Consider the following 16828-nt stretch of genomic DNA (forward strand, 5'->3'; position numbering starts at 1 on the left):
TGCAGTATCCGGTTCTCGCCCGGGCTTGGCAAGAAAACACAACGAACAGGTAACACGAACAGGTAACACAATGCGATTAGGACAGTTTACGTGCGCAGCGCTGTTTGCTGCAGTGCTGAGCACCGGATTGGTACAGGCCGAGGAGTGGTCACGAGAGGGCGTCATCAGCTTTGATACCCGCAAAATTCTGACCGAGCTGGAAGAGGCGCTGACGATTCATGACGAAATTCCCGGGCTGGAAAAAAGCCGCCTGATCGGCCGGGATCAGTCCGATGCCGAAGCTGATCTGGACGAACTGGTGCAGGACGCGATGGCGCTGTTCGAGTCCGACGCGATCAACCGCCTGCATGATCAGTACCGGGCGCTGGAAGCGCGCATTGAGGAGCAGGAAGAAAAACTGATCAAATACCGCTCCGAACGGGTGCTGGCGGTTGCAGATGAGCGCAGCTTGCGTACGCGCCTGATGCCGGGCGACACCCTGAAAAGTTTTGTTGCCGTGACCAAGGCCGATTTCGACATGCTGATCGAGGCAACCGAAAACAACATTGCCGCCTATGAACAGGATCGGGCCCTGACCCTGGAACAGATGAGCCAGGCGCTGAGCGCCATTGGCGTACAGCTGGATGTCGAGCAGCTGGAGGCAATGATGGCATCGGTTATCGGTGATGACATGCTGAACATGTCGGTGGTGTTCAACACCATCAAGGATATGACGGCGCAGCTGGCCGAACTGACGCAAGAATCCGGCGAGAGCCTGACCCATGCCAAGAAGTATTACGGCATGGTCGTGATTCTGCATCGCATGATGACCGGCATGCAGGACAACTTCATCCGCGATGTGGATGAAACCTACCTGCCCAAACTGGCCGGTTACAAGGACAGTGCCAAGGCCAATATTGCGGAATCGCGTCGTCTGATCAAGGAAGGCGGCGACCGGAAAACGCTGGAGCACAATATCGAGTCCAACCGGCTGACGCTGAAGGTGATCGACCTTTATGCCGACCTGCTGAAACGTCAGCGGGACAAGGTCGCCAAGGCGAACAGGGTGACCCGGCGTGAAATGAAGGTCGCCAACAACACCTACAACACGGTGTCACTGAGTTCATCGGTGGTGACGCTGTTGCGTGAAGGCGCCGGCACCTTCGATCGCCTGATTTCACTGCAGATGCCGGATATTCGCGAGTTTCAGAACGAAGCGATACGGGACGAGTTTCGTAACCTGACCCAACGTCTGGCGATCTGACGACTCGCGTTCCCGACAGGCAGGACTCCGGCGGAGGCCATGCCTGTCGATCCAGTCTGAATACTCAGGACTGATGTTCCCGCAGGGGGCTTGAGCGGTCGGCGTTGGCCTGGGCAATATCCATGCGTGCATGGCGTACCACACCCACGCCAGCGGTAATGGCCAGCGTGCCCATGATGGCGGCGACGATCAGGTCGGGCCAGGCGGTGCCGGTACGGAAAACTCCCAACGCGGCTGTCATCACGGCCAGATTGCCGATGGCATCGTTACGGCTGCACAGCCAGACCGACCGCATGTCGGCATCCCCTTCACGAAAGCGGAACAGCACGATGGCGACGCTGACATTGGCGACCAGTGCCAGCAGGCCGACCAGTCCCATGGTCAGTGGCTCGGGCGTAGCGCCGCTTTGCAGCATCCAGAGTGCACGGGCCCAGACCAGCAAGCCGAACAGCGTCATGGTCACCCCTTTCACCAGTGCGGCACGGCCGCGCCAGAGCATGCCCATGGAGAGCACACACAGCGACAGAACATAGTTGGCACTGTCGCCGAAAAAGTCGATGGCGTCGGCCAAGAGCGAGACGGAATCGGATTGCAGACTGGCGATGCCCTCAACCAGAAACATGCCGGCATTGACCCACAAGGCAAACCAGAGCGCCTTGCGGAAACCCGGAGCCGGGCCTGTGGGAGTGGGGGCGGAACAACTGCATGCCATGGGGACCTCCTGTAATTGTGGATTCAGCAGGTCCTATTGAAAACCCTGTAGTAACTATAGAGTCAACGGCCGCTGTGTCGAGCGCTTACGCATGTCCCTTGCCATGGGTGCCGGGTACATGATTGTGCGCCTCGGTGGAGGAGGTGGTGTCCTGGTGCGCGTTCAAGCCATCCAGAATGCCGCATTCGCGTACGGTTTTGCCCTGGCTGCAGGCGCTCTGGAGCTGGACCAGCGTCTGTTCCAGGCTGGCCAGTTCCTGCAGGCGCTCACGCACATGCTGTAGATGGCGCGCCAGCAAGGCATCGACATCGCGGCAGTCGGCGTCCGGCTGGCGGGCCAGATCGATCAGTTGACGGATTTCGTCCTGTGCCATGTCCAGGCTGCGACAGCGCTTGATGAACTGCAGACGTTCCAGATGGAGGGGGCGGTAATGGCGATAGCCGTTCTCGCTGCGAGCGGGCGGGGGCAGCAGGCCGATCTTTTCGTAGTAGCGAATGGTCTCCACGGACAGGCCCGTGGCCGTGGCAATGTCACCGATTTTCATGATCCTGTCACGCCTTGTGAACACGTTGTGGATCGGCAGCCCCGGCCATGCCGTGGGCTGCGCGGTCATCGAGCTTAACCGCCCCGAAGGGCGGTCGCGGGCAACCGGTAATCAGTTGCGGATCAAATGATCGAAGGCACCCAGTGCGGCCGTTGCGCCCGACCCCATGGAGATGATGATCTGCTTGTACGGGGTGTTGGTCACATCACCCGCCGCAAACACACCCGGCATGGACGTCGCGCCCTGGCTGTCGATGACGATTTCGCCACGCTCGGTCAGTTCCAGGCTGTCCTTCAGCCACTCGCTGTTCGGGACCAGGCCGATCTGAACAAAGATACCGGCCACGTCGACCACATGAGTCTCTTCGGTCTGGCGATCCTGATATTTCAGACCGATCACCTTGTTGCCATCACCCAGTACTTCGGTGGTCATCGCCTGCTTGATGATGGTGACGTTGGGCAGGGATTCCGCCTTCTTCACCAGTACCTCATCGGCCCGCAGGGTGTCGGAGAACTCCAGCACGGTCACATCCTTGACCAGTCCGGCCAGGTCGATGGCCGCTTCGATGCCGGAGTTGCCGCCACCGATCACCGCTACGCTTTTGCCCTTGAACAGCGGACCGTCGCAGTGCGGGCAGTAGGCCACGCCCTTGCCGCGGTATTCCTGCTCGCCCGGCACGTTCATTTCACGCCAGCGGGCGCCGGTAGCCAAAATCACGCTGCGGCTCTTCAGGGTTGCACCGCTGGCCAGCTCCACCTCGATCAGCTCGCCTTTGGAGAGCTTGGCGGCGGACTGTTCGGTGATCACATCAACCTCGTACTCCTTGACGTGCTGCTCCAGGCTGGCAACCAGTTTCGGGCCTTCGGTGTAAGGCACGGAGATGAAGTTCTCGATCCCCACGGTATCCATTACCTGGCCACCGAAGCGCTCGGCCACGACACCGGTACGGATACCCTTGCGTGCCGCGTAGATCGCAGCGGACGCACCGGCCGGGCCACCGCCCACGACCAGTACTTCGTACGGTTCTTTTTCGTTCAGCGCAGCGGCCTTCTTCTCGGCAGCACCGGTATCAACCTTGTTGACGATCTCGGCCAGCGTCATGCGGCCCTGACCGAAGTGTTCGCCGTTCAGGTAGACCGAGGGCACGGCCATGATCTGGCGTTCATCCACTTCCTGCTGGAACAGGGCGCCATCAATCATGGTATGCGTGATGTTCGGGTTCAGCACCGCCATCAGGTTCAGCGCCTGGACCACGTCCGGGCAGTTCTGGCACGACAGCGAGATGTAGGTCTCGAAGTGGAACTCGCCCGTCAGGTGGCGGACCTGCTCAAGCAGTTCGGCATCGGCCTTGGACGGGTGGCCACCGGCCTGCAGCAGCGCCAGCACCAGAGAGGTGAACTCGTGTCCCATCGGAATACCGGCGAAGTTGACGCGCGGCGCCTGTCCGGCAGCACCCACCGCCATGCTCGGTGCGCGACGGTCGTTGCCGGTCTTGACGCTGATCTTGTCGGACAGCTCGGCAATTTCGTGGGTCAGCGTTTCCAGCTCGCGGGACTTGTCGCTGTCATCGGTGGTCAGGGTCAGCTCAATCGGAGTGACAATGTTCTGCAGGTACGCGTTCAACTGCTGTTTCAGGTTTGCATCCAACATAGCGAGTATTCCCTCAATGCCAAAAGTTCAGTCAATGTTTCGAATAGCGTTCCGCCGGTGGATCTCCTGTCTGGCGGTCTGGCTCATCTCGAATATGACTCTATAGTAGCGGGCGGCTATCCATGTGTGAAATTAATCATAATTAATAAGACGATAGCTTTAATTTATGGAAACCCTGGCCCGTTACAGAATACATAAAAACGCCGCCCTTTAGGGGCGGCGCAGGGACGAGTACAGCGTGTGTACTCTGCCAGAGGCATAGGCCGGTCAGTGCGAACCGGCCCGTACCACGGATTCAGATCTTGCCGACCAGGTCCAGAGACGGTGCCAGTGTGGCTTCGCCTTCCTTCCACTTCGCCGGGCAGACTTCACCCGGGTGCGCTGCGACATACTGAGCGGCCTTCACCTTGCGCAGCAGGTCGTCTGCATCACGGCCAATACCTTCAGCGGTGATCTCAACCGCCTGGATAACGCCCTGGGGATCGATCAGGAAGGTGGCGCGGTCGGCCAGGCCCTGGTCTTCACGCATTACACCGAAGTTGTTGGTGATGTTGCCGGTCTGGTCGCCCACCATGTAGTAGTTGATCTTGCCGATGGTGTCGGAAGAATCGTGCCACGCCTTGTGGGTAAAGTGTGTGTCGGTCGACACGGAAAACACTTCAACACCCAGTTTCTGCAGCTCGTCGTACTTGTCGGCCACGTCGCCCAGCTCAGTGGGGCAGACGAAAGTGAAGTCGGCCGGGTAGAAGAAGAAAACGGCCCACTTGCCTTTCACGTCCGCTTCGGTGATTTCAACGAACTCGCCCTGTTTGAACGCAGTTGCCTGGAACGGCTTGATCTCGGTGTTAACGATACCCATGTGTGTATCTCCTGTAAGTTTGGTGTCGTTGCTTGCGAATCTGAAACCATCTTAACGAGAGGGAATGGGTTTTAGAAATTGATTAGCGTGATGAAATCTATAGTTAATAGCTATCACAGGGGCGGGCGATCAGCATACTCTAGCGAAGCTGCCAGGCCGGTTTCAGACGGTCGGCTTAAGGACCATGGGAAAGGTAGACGCTTTAGGTATACTCATAGGCGAATTTAAAGGAAGTGACACCAGCAAGGGACGGTTATGCCAAAGCAGACCATCGCGCATTATCACCAGCAAGCCGAACATTTTCAGGCGCAATATGATTCGGTTGCGGCGCATGAGGTACATGCCGATTGGGCGTATTTGCTAGCCGAGCGCACCCCGGGACTGGCACTTGATGTGGGGGCGGGCAGTGGTCGCGATGCCCACTGGATGGCGCAGAAGGGCTGGCTGGTGACAGCGGTCGAGCCTGCACAAGGGTTACGTGAACTAGGTTGCCGCACTACCGGTGATCAGGTGCGTTGGGCCGATACCCAGCTCCCCCTTCTCCTTGATCTTGCCACGCCTGCACAGGGCTACGACCTGATTCTGTTATCCGCCGTCTGGATGCATCTGCCGGCGGCAGAGCGTCCACAGGCATTTGCTCGTTTGGCTGACCTGATGGCCAAGGGTGGCTTGCTGATTATAACCCTTCGTTTTGGCCCCTCCGATCCAGCCCGTCCCATGTATCCGGTGAGTACGGAAGAGCTGGCGCAACTGGCCGCTCAGCATGGGCTGCAGTTAAAGGCGCTTAACAATGGCGGTACGAATGCTGATTTCCTGCAACGCCAAGAGGTAAGTTGGCAAACGGTTTGTATCCAGCGTCCAGCGGAGGTGCAGGGATGAGCGCAAAATCCTATCTGCTCACCGGGGGCGATAACCGCCAGCTGCTGCCTGCGCTGCGCCGTGCGTTAACCCAAGCCACCGAGATCGAGATTGCCGTTTCCTTTATCCGTTCCACCGGCCTTGAGCTGATCTTTGGCGATCTTGAAGCGGCGTTGCGCTCTGAAACCCGTAATGTTCGGCTGACGCTGCTGACCAGCGACTACATGTGCATCACAGATCCCAATGCATTGAAAAAGCTCATGCTGTTAGCGGAGCGGGGGGCTGATGTTCGGGTATTCGAAACGGGCTCATCGGATAGCTTTCACTTAAAAGCCTATATCTTCGTCCGTTCTACACAGGGTGAGTTGATTAGTGCGGATGCCTTTGTGGGCTCCAGTAATATCAGTGCCAAGGCGCTGACCGACGGGCTGGAGTGGAATTACCATCTGGACTACCCCAACGAAGCGGATTCGTTGGCGGCACAGCGGCTGGATGAAGTGCGTCAGCAGTTTCAACACCTGCTGCAGCAACCACAGGTGCGTGAGCTGAGTTTTGCGTGGATAGAGCAGTACCAACGCCGTTATGAACAGGCGCGCAAGGTGACGCCGATCTACACCGCCAGTGTCGATGCGCAAGAACCGGAACCCGAGATTCCGATGCCAAAACCCCACCAGCAAGAAGCGCTGGATGCCTTGGACGCTACGCGACAACGTGGCTGGCAAAAGGGCCTCGTGGTGTTGGCCACGGGGATGGGCAAAACCTATCTAGCCGCCTTTGATGCCGCGCAGATCGAAGCCAGTCGAGTGCTGTTCGTGGCCCATCGTGAAGAAATTTTGCTGCAGGCCGAAGCGAGCTTCTTGGCGATCTTGCCGCATAAACGGGTTGGGCATTACACCGGTAAACAGAAAGACGACGAGTGCGATCTGCTGTTCGCGTCGGTGCAGACCTTAGGGCGTGTGGCCCACTTGGAGCGCTTCAGCCGCGAATACTTTGATTACATCGTGGTGGATGAATTTCATCATGCGGCGGCCGGCAGCTACCAGCGCCTGCTGGAATACTTCCAGCCCAAATTCCTGTTGGGGCTGACGGCGACACCGGATCGCACCGATGGCTCGGATATTCTGCGCTTGTGTGATCATAACCTGGTGTACCGCCGCGATCTGTTCGACGGCATCAACGACCAGCAGCTGTGCCCGTTCAGCTATTACGGCATCTTCGACAGCGAAGTGGATTATGAGCATATCCCTTGGCGTAACGGCCGCTTTGACCCGGATAAGTTATCCACACAGCTCGCTACTCGTGGTCGTGCTCGCCATGCGTTGAAGGAGTGGCGGGATAAGTCTCAGGCTCGCACCCTCGCGTTTTGCGCCTCGCGCCGACACGCGGATTACATGGCGGCTTTTTTCGAGAAAGCGGGTATCAGCGCCGCCAGTGTGCATACCGAATCGGACCTCACCCGCTCCGAAGCCTTGGAGCAGTTAGGTCGTGGGCAGTTGGATGTGCTCTTCTCGGTGGACCTGTTTAATGAAGGGGTCGACCTGCCGCAGATCGATACCGTGATGATGCTGCGGCCCACGGAATCCAAAATCCTCTTCCTACAGCAACTGGGACGTGGTTTGCGGCTTAGCGAGGGTAAAGACCGCTTGGTGGTGCTGGATTTTGTCGGCAACCATCACAGTTTCCTCAACCGCCCCGAGATGCTGTTTGGTTCGGCCTTTGATAACAAACCGACCCGCAAACAACTGATCTCTGCTGCCAAGAACCCCAGCGACTTGCTGCCAGACGGCTGCTACGTCAACTATGACCTTGGCTTTATCGAATTTATGGATAGCCTGGTGGGCGACCAGCTGGATACCCAGTACGCCAAACTGAAACAGAGCCTGAAACGACGCCCCACACTGAACGAGTTTTGGCGCAGCGGTGCGAATCTGGGCCAGTTAAGGCGCAACTATGGCTGTTGGTGGGAGTTCATCGACGAACAGGGCGATGCTAAGCCGGATGAGCTGCAGGTGCTGGAGCTGCATGCCCAGTGGTTCCGTGATTTGACGGTCACGAAAACCTCAAAATCATACAAACTGGTGCTGCTGCAAACCCTGTTAGACCAACAGGCGATGAGCCAGTCGGTGACGCTACAGCAATTAGCCCAGTGGGCCAGAAGCTGGTTCCAAGCGCACCCGGACTGGTTAGCTGACCTACCGCAGAGCCTGCTGCCATTGGATACCGTTAGCGATGCCGCCTGGCTGAGCCACTGGCGCAAAATGCCGATCCATCACTGGTGTACCCCCGAGCAGGGCTCTCAGATCGAATGGTTTGCCCAAGACGGACTGCTGTTTCACTATCAGCCGCGCCTGAATGCCGCAGAGTTGCCCACATTGAGCACAATGACCGAGGAAATTTTGGCCTGGCGCTTAGCTCAGTACGCGCAGAGCAAACCGATTGAAGTAAAACCGGAATGGCCCGTCGCCCCGGTTCACTCAACGGCCGAAACCGCTGTACAGCTACCTTTCTTCCCCAATATCAAAATTGCTTGTGGACACTTCAAAACTGGCCATGCGGACGTGGAAGAGTATCTGCCCGCACCCAGTGGCTTTGGGCACTTATCCCCAGACCGACACTTCATCGCCCGCGCTTCGGGTAACTCCATGAACGGCGGCAAGAACCCGATCTACGATGGGGATTACCTGTTGCTGGAACAAATCACACCTGAAAATGCCGGCAGCATCAGCAACCAAACCATGGCGATCGAACGCCAAGACGGAGCAGGCGATAACCAATACCTGCTGCGTAAGGTGCTGAAAAACAAAGACGGTAGTTACACCCTAAGAGCCAACAATCCCGACTACGACGACCTGATTGCCGATGAAAGCATGGTCACCTTCGCTCGCTTCAAGGGCATCCTGGACCCGCTGGAACTGAAGGTAGGGCAGGATTTTATGCGTGAAGAGATCCCGCCGTTATTTGGTGCAGAGTTCAATCCCGGCAATTGGCAGTCCGGTCATGTGGTGCTGAAAGACCCGCAGGTTCAGGTATTACTGGTGACATTGAATAAGCAAGGTAAAGCCAGTGATCATCAATACCATGATTACTTTATCGATGACCGGCACTTCCACTGGCAATCGCAGAACAGCACCAGTCCGGACAATAAACGTGGGCGGGAGATAATTGAGCATGAAAAGCTGGGGAGTAAGGTCTATCTTTTTGTGCGTGAGCATAAATTGAGTAATGGCAAAGCGGCGCCATTTCGGTTTTATGGTGAGGTGAGTTATCAGAGCCATGAGGGGAGTAAGCCGATGAGTGTGGTTTGGGAGTTGAAGGGATGAATCTTGTCAGATTTGCGCACGAAGCAGACATTCGCAGGAATCAGCAGGTCGCTCCGTGCACGACAGGACTTGTGGACAAGCTGCTTTGAGTTTTAGTGATTACATACAGTCTATTGAGGGCCACATGCCGTGGGTGCTTGTTTTGTGACATTACCGTGCTCATTTGCGACTGGTAACAGGCTCAAAAATCGTTCAGTATCAGGAAACTATGGACTAGCCGTTGCAGGATAACGCGCATGATCGTTTTCAACGGAAGAGAATAACTGTGGTGTCTCGATTTATCTTTTCTCTTCAGATGCTTACAACAGCTCTCCAGTCTTCGACTGAGAACAAATATGCGCATGCGCAGTATTAAAAATGTTATGTTTCCAAGCTAAATTCGAGGATTGATCTCTATGGAAGATAAAATGATCTTAGGCTTTGCCGTATTGGCAATATCTTTAGTCGCTATTTTAGTTTATGCGTTCAAGGTAAAAGGGCGATTGAAAGCACTGGAATCAAAGTATTCTAAGGTTATTGATGTTGACTTAGAGGTTGATAAGTCGAAGAAGGAAAAGGAGGCTATTGATAAAAAAATAGAATCTCTAAAAAATGATTATAAAGAAAAAAGAGTGATCTTCGAGAAGCTAGTAAAAGAAGCGGCGATATATGATGAAGAGATCCAGATGGCTGAGCTTGGCTTCTATAAGCCCCACTTTGATTTTGATACCTCAGAGCGCTATAAACAAGAAATATCTCAGGTAAAGCAGAAGCAAAAAGATTTAATTTCATCTAAGCAAGCAATTTACTGCACTACAGAGTGGACTGTTGAGGGCAGCAAGGCCAAAGGTCGAACGATGACCAATCGAGCGATAAAGTTAACTGCGAGAGCGTTCAATAATGAATGTGATGCGGCAATATCCAATACTCGGTGGAATAATGTAGATCGTATGGAGCAGCGTATAGAAAAAGCCTATGACGCCATAAACAAGATGAATGAATCGAATGCTGTTGTCATTTCGCGCGAATACTTTCATCTTAAGCTCAAAGAATTGAGGCTAGCTTATGAATTTGCCGATAAAAAGCAGCAGGAGAAAGAAGAGCAGCAAGAAATTAAACGGCAAATGAGGGAAGAAGCAAAGTTAGAGCAAGAGAAAGAAAAAGCATTAAAAGAAGAAGAAAAATACAAAAAATTACTTGAGAAGGCTCAAAAAGATGCTGAAAAATCAACTGGCGATAAATTAGATTCCCTCAAAGAAAAAATAGCTCAGTTGAGTCAAGACCTACAGGAAGCTCATGAAAAGTCAGAACGAGCTAAGTCAATGGCAGAACAAACCAAGCGCGGCCATGTGTATGTGATTTCAAATATCGGATCATTCGGTAAAGATATATACAAAATAGGCATGACTAGGAGGCTTGAACCATTGGATCGCGTGAAAGAGCTAGGTGATGCTAGCGTACCATTTACTTTTGATGTTCACGCAATGATTCACTCTGAGGATGCTCCTGCCCTTGAAAACTCTCTACACAAAAAGTTTGAGCAGCTAAGGCTGAATTTGGTTAACTCACGTAAAGAATTTTTCCGAGTTACGCTTTCTGATATTGAGGAGGAGGTGCGTAAAATATCACCTGATGCAGAGTTTATAGAAACAGCAGAAGCAAGGGACTATCGAGAGTCGCAAAGTATTATAGCTAAGCGTGACGATGCAAAGTCAGTAAATGAGTCGATAGAGGCATTCCCAGAAGAGATATAAAACATAACAAATCAATCAAATTCGCGCCTTCGGCGCCGGACTCAGCAAAGCTGCGCCGGTTATTGAGGCGTTATGTTTTCAAAGGAGTTTCGAGTGCTACGGAAAGAAAAAATCCTGTTTCTCAGCGCATTCTTAGTTGCAATATTTGCAGCATCTGCATATTTTTTAAATTTTCATTCCGGATTTTCAAGTGAAGCATCTGATTGGGGAAGCTTCGGGAGCTATCTCGCTGGCACAATCACTATCCCTTTTAGTGTCTTAACGTTGTATTTTATATATAAAACATATGTTACTACTGAAAACACATTGACAAGCAACTTAATTTCAATCAGAACTTCTGAGGCTCATGATGCCATCCGAGAAGCCTCGAATTTTGTTGAACAATCACTTGATAGTAAAGTAATGTTTCACGGTGAAGAGGTTACTTTTCGGGACTTACATAACGACTTATCGAAATTCAAGCATATTTCAGGGCTCATAGAATCAGATCATATCTTCAAGCATCGCTACCGTATCTCTGTAGTTAAACCAATTCTTTGCCTTTATGATTTCTTGAATGCCGCAGAAAGCCAATTTGGAATCACTCCAACAGTTAGATTCTACAAAATACGCTATCAGTGGATTATTAATTTGCATAATGAATATAATCTTCACGAGATTCATATGCCAAAATTTGGAATTACGTCAAAACAACTCGAAGATTACTTTTACAATATCGAATGAAAACATAACAAGTAAAAGCACTCGGAAATAAAGACCTTCTCCCGGTGCTGATCCATCAGCACCGGGTCAGGACTGAATCTCTCGGGCAGCTTAATTCTCTGCCCCTCAATCGACTCGAAAAAGCGTTGCATAGCGGGTTCCGGCTGTTTTAGCCGATATGACAGCACCACCCGCCAATCCTCATCAAACGTCATCAGCCCCTGATCGAATGCCCGGTCATACAGTGCCGATAAGCAGAGGCCATTGCTGGGGTTGAGCCGGTTCGCTTTATCTTGGCTCCAAGGCACGATATGGCTTGCGATCAGCAAGCGGGGCTCTGATAACCCGGTAATACAGCAGCGGTTCCCGTAGCTGGATAGCACCGCACGGCGGAAGAAGGACTGCTTGACCCGCTGTTGTACGCTTTGGGTACGCGTCTCACCAGTGAAATCTTCAAGCGTGCTGACCTTAGGCTGCTCAATCCCAGAGGAAGCATCTTTACCGCCCTCAAACTGTGCTCGAATTTGCATGCTTTCCAGCACCAGACCTTCCCAGTCAGCATGAAATTCATCCCAAATGGCACGGTCCAGTTTTGAGGCACCACTCAGCCCTTTGCGACCTGAAGCGATGATGGCCGGGTCCAGGCTGGCAAGGTTGGTCAGTTTCATAGCAATGGCTGAGGGAGTACGGCCGATCAGCTCCGCCAACGCGATAATCTCGGGATTACTATGATGCAAGCGGCCAAAGGGAAGCTGGCAGTAGAGGTGAAATGCAAGTTTGACCTGTTCTGGTGTCCAGCCTTTCCCTGACATTACGAGGCTCCATTCGAAATTGTTTTCAGTGACTCTACCGGGTAGAACGAGTCTGTCACGATTTATCCAGTCGAGTTATGCACAGCAGATTATATTTTCAACCCTGTGGGTAATTAGCTTGCAGAGTGACTACGTTATCGTTCTTACCCCTTGTGACTAACTTAACTTACCCCCAGAACCCCTGAGTAGTTCTGTGGATAAGCTAAGGACAACAGGTCCGCACATCTATGCTAAGCCCTTATAATACGGGGTTTGTAAAACTGTTCAGGCATTACTCAAATACCTGAACAACGTAACCCGCACGTCATATTTCAGCGCAAGCTCATGGATCTGGTTTGTGAATAACTATGTGTCCACCTGTGTAGTATCCTGTTGATGGACTTTCCCACTGAGCAATTTGTATACATGTCGATTGCGTGATTCGCTGATGCCTCGACGGTGGCTTTCCCTGGCGGCGGCGGCCCAGTTGCCGTCGCGAATATGCTGGTTGAAGCGGGGGAAGCCGTGTTTCAGTTTGGGTTGCCCCAGGTTGAAGATCATGTCGTACAGGGCCAGTTGTACGCGTTCCGGCATGGCGATCAGCTTGGTCGGGCCATACAGGTTGCCGAGTTCTTTGGTGAAGGTGTTGATGTGCCGGTGGGTGAGTGCATCGATTTCGCTGTCGGGCAGGATCAGTCGAGTCTGGGGCTTGAAGCTGTGGGCACTCAGATGCTGTCCGTAGGGACGGGTCAACAGATGGCGGAATTCGGCACGGATATCGGTTTCCTGGGCGGGGTGGCCGTTTTCTCTGTGTATGAATGCCAAACGGGCAGCGGAGTGGGGATAGGCCAGCAGATGGCCCACGCCGATGGTGATAAAGCCGCGGGTGTCACGATACATGTGGTTGATACGGCCTTCCTGTTGTTCCAGCAGGTGTATCAGACGGCTGTGCAGTGACGGAGTGAGTGTTGTCATCAATGGAGGTTCCTTTTCCTGTTGAGATCGCGGGCAGTCCTTGCCAGCTTATCGATTGATTAAATCAATCAGGTTTAGTTAAAAGATAAATTTCAACAAATAAATTAATCCGGTTAATCTGGTCCCATATTCAATCGGAGGACAGCAACATGGCTCATATCGCACGTTACATTATTGAATCATCTTCACAGTCTGTTCGTTCGGCGGACGCTCAGGTGGCCAGAACAGACGAACAGGCCTGCCTGCACTGCAACTATAGCAACAACTACTACGGTGACCAGGTGTGCGTACCCCGCGCACGTTAAGGCCGGAGTGGCCGGAGGTGGCCCTTGGCAAGGCGACCCCCGGTGGTATACGTACTCAGCGGCAGGCGGCGCGTTCAGCAATGTCGGCAAAACGATGGAAGTCGTTGTTGCCGCCGCTCAGAATACAGACCAGAGTTTTGCCTGCAATCTCGTCTTTCAGTGCGGTCAGAGCAGCAATGCTCAGGCAGCCGGACAGTTCGGCCACAATGGCCTCTTCCTGATACAGGTTGATCAGTGCCTGGCAGGTGTCGGCATCGGGTACGCTGACTACGCGGTTCAGCGTGCGTTGGCAGATTTCGAAGCCCAGCTCACCGATGCGTTGTGTAGCGGCGCCGTCTACGAAGGGGTCGATCTGCGCCAGGCTGTGGTTGTGGCCGACTGATAGCGAGTGTTTGAGGGCAGCGGCCTTGTTCGGTTCCACGCCGATCAGCCGGGTATGCGGTGACCGCTCGTTAAAGACGGTACCCAGCCCGGCGGCCAGTCCGCCACCGCCAACAGGGACGAACAGGTAGTCGATCCGGGGCTGGTCATGCAAAAGTTCAAGTCCCAAGGTGCCCTGGCCGCAGATTACATCCACGTCGTCGAAGGGGTGGATGAAGGTAGCGCCCTGCTGGCGCTCGAATTCGCGGGCGGCGGCACAGGCGTCATCAAAGGTCTGTCCGGTCAGGACGATACGCACCTGCTGACCACCAAATTGACGTGCCTTGTTTACTTTCAGGGCCGGTGTGTTGGCGGGCATGAACAGGGTGCCGCTGATACCCAGCGCTTGGCATGAAAAGGCGACGCCCTGGGAGTGGTTGCCGGCACTGGCACACACAATGCCGCGCTGGCGCTGGGCTTCGGTGAGCTGCACCATGCGATTGTAGGCCCCGCGGAGCTTGAACGAGCGGACCGGCTGCAGGTCTTCGCGTTTCAGCAGGACATTGGCGTTAAAAGCGCGGCTCAGAAACTCGGAGCGTTGCAAGGGCGTGTGGCGGACGATACCCGCCAGTCGGTCCGCTGCGGTCATGATATCGGCGGTGGTCGGCAGAAGGGGGTTGGACTGGGCGGGGAGTGCCGAGGCTGCGGTCGTCATGAGGTCACCTTTCCTTTGGAAGGCCACGGGCAGCGGGTATTAAAAAACCCGCCGGGTGGCGGGTTTCTTGTTAGTCGTCGTGCGTGTACGGACTATCCCACCAGGCGGTTGCCAGTGCGAATAATCATCATGATGTTGCTGAAGTTGGCTTGGTACATGCGTTGCGACGTGCGAATTCGGTTCAATATGTAGCTTGTAACTATCGACCACCCTGTAAGCCGAGTCAAGCTCCGAGTGGAGTTGCCAAGTGGCGGGCGGTTCACGTTGCCGGTGACGACAGCTCCGCGATGACCGTTTGTAACACGGGTGTAATGGGAGCGTTCAGCTTGAGGCTGAGCAGTTCGTCGGCCCGTGTCCTGCCCAGAGTCAGCGCTGCGATCGGTTTGTTCCACTCATTGGCGCGGCGGCAGAAGCGAAAGCCGGAGTAGACCATCAGCGAAGAGCCTATCACCAGCAGGCCATCGGCGTTTTGCAACGCCTCCAGGGCATCGATAACACGCTGTTTGGGCACGTGATCGCCGAAAAAGACTACATCCGGCTTCAGGATGCCGCCACATTGGGGGCAATCCGGGATGCGGAAGCCGCTGAAATCCACTTCCAGATCGGCATCGCCATCGGGTGCGGTTGCGGCCGTGTAGTGGGTGAAGGTCGGGTTCAGTTCGGCGCTGCGATGGTGGACTTCGTCACGGCTGCAGCGGAAGGCGCAGCTCATGCAGATGACGCGGTCGGAGCGGCCGTGTAGATCGGTCACTTTTTGGCTGCCGGCTTGTTGATGCAGACCATCCACGTTCTGGGTGACCAACAGGTCGATATGGCCCAGTTGCTCCAGCTGCGCCAGCGCCGCGTGGGCCGGGTTGGGGCACGCATCGCGCATCACCGGCCAGCCAATGAGGCTGCGTCCCCAGTAACGCTTGCGGGTGTGTTCGCAACGCATGAAATCCGGGTGCTGCACCGGCTGCTTGCGTTTCCACTCGCCGTTCCGGTCGCGGTAGTCGGGAATGCCGGAATCGGTGCTGATGCCGGCGCCGGTCAGCACCAGCAGGCGCGGGTGGCGGTGGATAAACCGGGTCAGGGCATGGCGGGGCTCAGTCAACGGCATGGGCATCAGGTCCGATCGGGTCAGGTTACAGTATTGTGGCTGCGTGCCAGTTCTACAAATGCGTGCAGATAGTCGGTTTCGATATCTTCCTTGCGCAGGCCCAGAAAGATCTGCTTGTCCACTCCGGTCGGCCCCAGTCGCAACGGATGCAGGGGCAGCCGCTGGCGGTACTCTTCTACCAGCCAGCGCGGCAGCGCGGCCACACCGCGTCCGGTAGCGACCATCTGCAGCATGATGTCGGTGGTTTCGATCTGCTTGTGGCGGCGCGGGCTGCAGCTGGCGGGAGTCAGGAAGCGGTTGAAGATATCCAGTCGGTCCGGCTCCACCGGGTAGGTGATCAGGGTGTCCTGCACCAGCTGTTCCGGCTCGACCTGCGACTGGCCGAACAGCGGATGCTCGGGGCCGACCACCAGTACCTGTTCGTAATCGAACACCGGCTCGAAGATCAGGCCGCTGCGGTAGAGCGGGTCCGGCGTCACCAGCAGGTCGATCTCATGGCCGTAGAGTGCGCCCATACCGCCGAACTGGAATTTCTGCCGCACATCGACATCCACCTCGGGCCACTGCTTGAGGTAAGGGTTCACGACCTTGAGCAACCACTGGTAGCAGGGGTGACACTCCATGCCGATGCGCAGGGTGCCACGCAGCCCGCTGGCAAACTGCTGCATCAGATCTTCGGCGTGCTCGAACTGGGGCAACAGCCGTTCGGCCAGCTGCAGCAGGTATTCACCGGCTTGGGTCAGGCGCAGGCGGCGGCCCTCCTTCTGCCACACGGGCGTACCCAGCTGCTGTTCCAGCTTGCGTATTGAGTGGCTCAGGGCGGACTGGGTCAGGCAGAGTTTCTCGGCCGCAGCGGTCAGCGACCCTTGCTGGTTTACGGTACGAAGGATCATCAGGTGGTGACGTTCGAGCATATCAATCCATGATTTTAATTAATTATTTAATGAGATAATGCCATTATT

At 54.8% G+C, this 16828-nt stretch carries 15 protein-coding genes; 6 read left to right on the forward strand and 9 right to left on the reverse strand.

Annotated features, from left to right (window positions below; translation table 11 throughout):
- Positions 1-70 precede the first annotated feature (70 nt).
- A complete protein-coding gene (locus H1S06_RS15155) occupies positions 71-1243 on the forward strand; it encodes a hypothetical protein (protein ID WP_181741715.1) in 1173 nt (390 codons plus the stop codon).
- Positions 1244-1307: 64 nt separating this feature from the next.
- On the opposite strand, the gene H1S06_RS15160 is transcribed toward H1S06_RS15155, so the two are convergent.
- The 4 genes from H1S06_RS15160 to ahpC form a co-directional block, all read right to left on the reverse strand.
- Complete coding sequence (locus H1S06_RS15160) at positions 1308-1955, reverse strand: cation transporter (protein WP_181741717.1); 648 nt, start codon at positions 1953-1955, stop codon at positions 1308-1310.
- An 85-nt stretch (positions 1956-2040) separates the two neighbouring features.
- Complete coding sequence (gene cadR, locus H1S06_RS15165) at positions 2041-2568, reverse strand: Cd(II)/Pb(II)-responsive transcriptional regulator (protein WP_255483151.1); 528 nt, start codon at positions 2566-2568, stop codon at positions 2041-2043.
- A 42-nt stretch (positions 2569-2610) separates the two neighbouring features.
- Positions 2611-4149 (reverse strand): alkyl hydroperoxide reductase subunit F, encoded by a 1539-nt coding sequence (gene ahpF / locus H1S06_RS15170; RefSeq protein ID WP_181741719.1) that lies wholly within the window; start codon positions 4147-4149, stop codon positions 2611-2613.
- A gap of 295 nt (positions 4150-4444) precedes the next feature.
- Positions 4445-5002 carry an alkyl hydroperoxide reductase subunit C gene (gene ahpC / locus H1S06_RS15175; protein ID WP_456085597.1) on the reverse strand — a complete coding sequence of 186 codons (558 nt, stop codon included), beginning with the start codon at positions 5000-5002 and terminating at the stop codon, positions 4445-4447.
- 261 nt (positions 5003-5263) lie between these two features.
- On the opposite strand from ahpC, the gene H1S06_RS15180 reads away from it, so the two are divergent.
- The 4 genes from H1S06_RS15180 (at position 5264) to H1S06_RS15195 (ending at position 11642) form a co-directional block, all read left to right on the forward strand.
- A complete protein-coding gene (locus H1S06_RS15180; RefSeq protein WP_181741724.1) occupies positions 5264-5887 on the forward strand; it encodes a class I SAM-dependent methyltransferase in 624 nt (207 codons plus the stop codon).
- Entirely contained in the window at positions 5884-9186 is a 3303-nt protein-coding gene (locus tag H1S06_RS15185) for a DUF3427 domain-containing protein (RefSeq protein ID WP_181741726.1), read from the forward strand. Before H1S06_RS15180 ends, H1S06_RS15185 begins: the two co-directional genes overlap by 4 nt.
- 395 nt (positions 9187-9581) lie before the next feature.
- Positions 9582-10919, forward strand: coding sequence for a DUF4041 domain-containing protein (locus tag H1S06_RS15190; RefSeq protein ID WP_181741728.1), 1338 nt, complete (start codon positions 9582-9584; stop codon positions 10917-10919).
- A 93-nt stretch (positions 10920-11012) separates the two neighbouring features.
- The gene (locus H1S06_RS15195) at positions 11013-11642 is read left to right on the forward strand and encodes a hypothetical protein (RefSeq protein ID WP_181741730.1); all 630 of its coding nucleotides are present in this window, start codon (positions 11013-11015) and stop codon (positions 11640-11642) included.
- Here H1S06_RS15195 and H1S06_RS15200 read toward each other — a convergent pair.
- The gene (locus tag H1S06_RS15200; protein WP_181741732.1) at positions 11627-12433 is read right to left on the reverse strand and encodes an HNH endonuclease; all 807 of its coding nucleotides are present in this window, start codon (positions 12431-12433) and stop codon (positions 11627-11629) included. The genes H1S06_RS15195 and H1S06_RS15200 overlap by 16 nt on opposite strands.
- 345 nt (positions 12434-12778) lie before the next feature.
- Positions 12779-13387, reverse strand: a complete 609-nt coding sequence (locus H1S06_RS15205) for a lysozyme family protein (protein WP_181741734.1) — start codon at positions 13385-13387, stop codon at positions 12779-12781.
- 149 nt (positions 13388-13536) lie between these two features.
- On the opposite strand from H1S06_RS15205, the gene H1S06_RS15210 reads away from it, so the two are divergent.
- A complete protein-coding gene (locus tag H1S06_RS15210; RefSeq protein WP_181741736.1) occupies positions 13537-13692 on the forward strand; it encodes a hypothetical protein in 156 nt (51 codons plus the stop codon).
- 55 nt (positions 13693-13747) lie between these two features.
- Here H1S06_RS15210 and ilvA read toward each other — a convergent pair whose 3' ends face one another.
- The 3 genes from ilvA to H1S06_RS15225 all read right to left on the reverse strand — a co-directional run bounded on the left by ilvA (position 13748) and on the right by H1S06_RS15225 (position 16780).
- Complete coding sequence (gene ilvA / locus H1S06_RS15215; protein ID WP_181741738.1) at positions 13748-14767, reverse strand: threonine ammonia-lyase IlvA; 1020 nt, start codon at positions 14765-14767, stop codon at positions 13748-13750.
- 259 nt (positions 14768-15026) lie between these two features.
- Positions 15027-15866 (reverse strand): NAD-dependent protein deacetylase, encoded by an 840-nt coding sequence (locus H1S06_RS15220; RefSeq protein WP_220183910.1) that lies wholly within the window; start codon positions 15864-15866, stop codon positions 15027-15029.
- 20 nt (positions 15867-15886) lie between these two features.
- On the reverse strand, positions 15887-16780 hold the full coding sequence (locus H1S06_RS15225; RefSeq protein WP_181741743.1) for a LysR family transcriptional regulator: 894 nt from the start codon (positions 16778-16780) through the stop codon (positions 15887-15889).
- Positions 16781-16828: the final 48 nt, after the last annotated feature.

Origin of the sequence: Marinobacterium marinum (assembly GCF_013868415.1) — a bacterium.
GTDB lineage: Bacteria > Pseudomonadota > Gammaproteobacteria > Pseudomonadales > Balneatricaceae > Marinobacterium > Marinobacterium marinum.

What these genes read in the sequence shown, in the direction of transcription:
- H1S06_RS15155 (WP_181741715.1), top strand. Translation starts at nt 71, where the DNA reads ATGCGATTAGGACAGTTTACGTGCGCAGCGCTGTTTGCTGCAGTGCTG.
- H1S06_RS15160 (WP_181741717.1), bottom strand. Translation starts at nt 1,955, where the DNA reads ATGGCATGCAGTTGTTCCGCCCCCACTCCCACAGGCCCGGCTCCGGGT.
- cadR (WP_255483151.1), bottom strand. Translation starts at nt 2,568, where the DNA reads ATGACCGCGCAGCCCACGGCATGGCCGGGGCTGCCGATCCACAACGTG.
- ahpF (WP_181741719.1), bottom strand. Translation starts at nt 4,149, where the DNA reads ATGTTGGATGCAAACCTGAAACAGCAGTTGAACGCGTACCTGCAGAAC.
- H1S06_RS15180 (WP_181741724.1), top strand. Translation starts at nt 5,264, where the DNA reads ATGCCAAAGCAGACCATCGCGCATTATCACCAGCAAGCCGAACATTTT.
- H1S06_RS15185 (WP_181741726.1), top strand. Translation starts at nt 5,884, where the DNA reads ATGAGCGCAAAATCCTATCTGCTCACCGGGGGCGATAACCGCCAGCTG.
- H1S06_RS15190 (WP_181741728.1), top strand. Translation starts at nt 9,582, where the DNA reads ATGGAAGATAAAATGATCTTAGGCTTTGCCGTATTGGCAATATCTTTA.
- H1S06_RS15200 (WP_181741732.1), bottom strand. Translation starts at nt 12,433, where the DNA reads ATGTCAGGGAAAGGCTGGACACCAGAACAGGTCAAACTTGCATTTCAC.
- H1S06_RS15205 (WP_181741734.1), bottom strand. Translation starts at nt 13,387, where the DNA reads ATGACAACACTCACTCCGTCACTGCACAGCCGTCTGATACACCTGCTG.
- H1S06_RS15210 (WP_181741736.1), top strand. Translation starts at nt 13,537, where the DNA reads ATGGCTCATATCGCACGTTACATTATTGAATCATCTTCACAGTCTGTT.
- ilvA (WP_181741738.1), bottom strand. Translation starts at nt 14,767, where the DNA reads ATGACGACCGCAGCCTCGGCACTCCCCGCCCAGTCCAACCCCCTTCTG.
- H1S06_RS15220 (WP_220183910.1), bottom strand. Translation starts at nt 15,866, where the DNA reads ATGCCGTTGACTGAGCCCCGCCATGCCCTGACCCGGTTTATCCACCGC.
- H1S06_RS15225 (WP_181741743.1), bottom strand. Translation starts at nt 16,780, where the DNA reads ATGCTCGAACGTCACCACCTGATGATCCTTCGTACCGTAAACCAGCAA.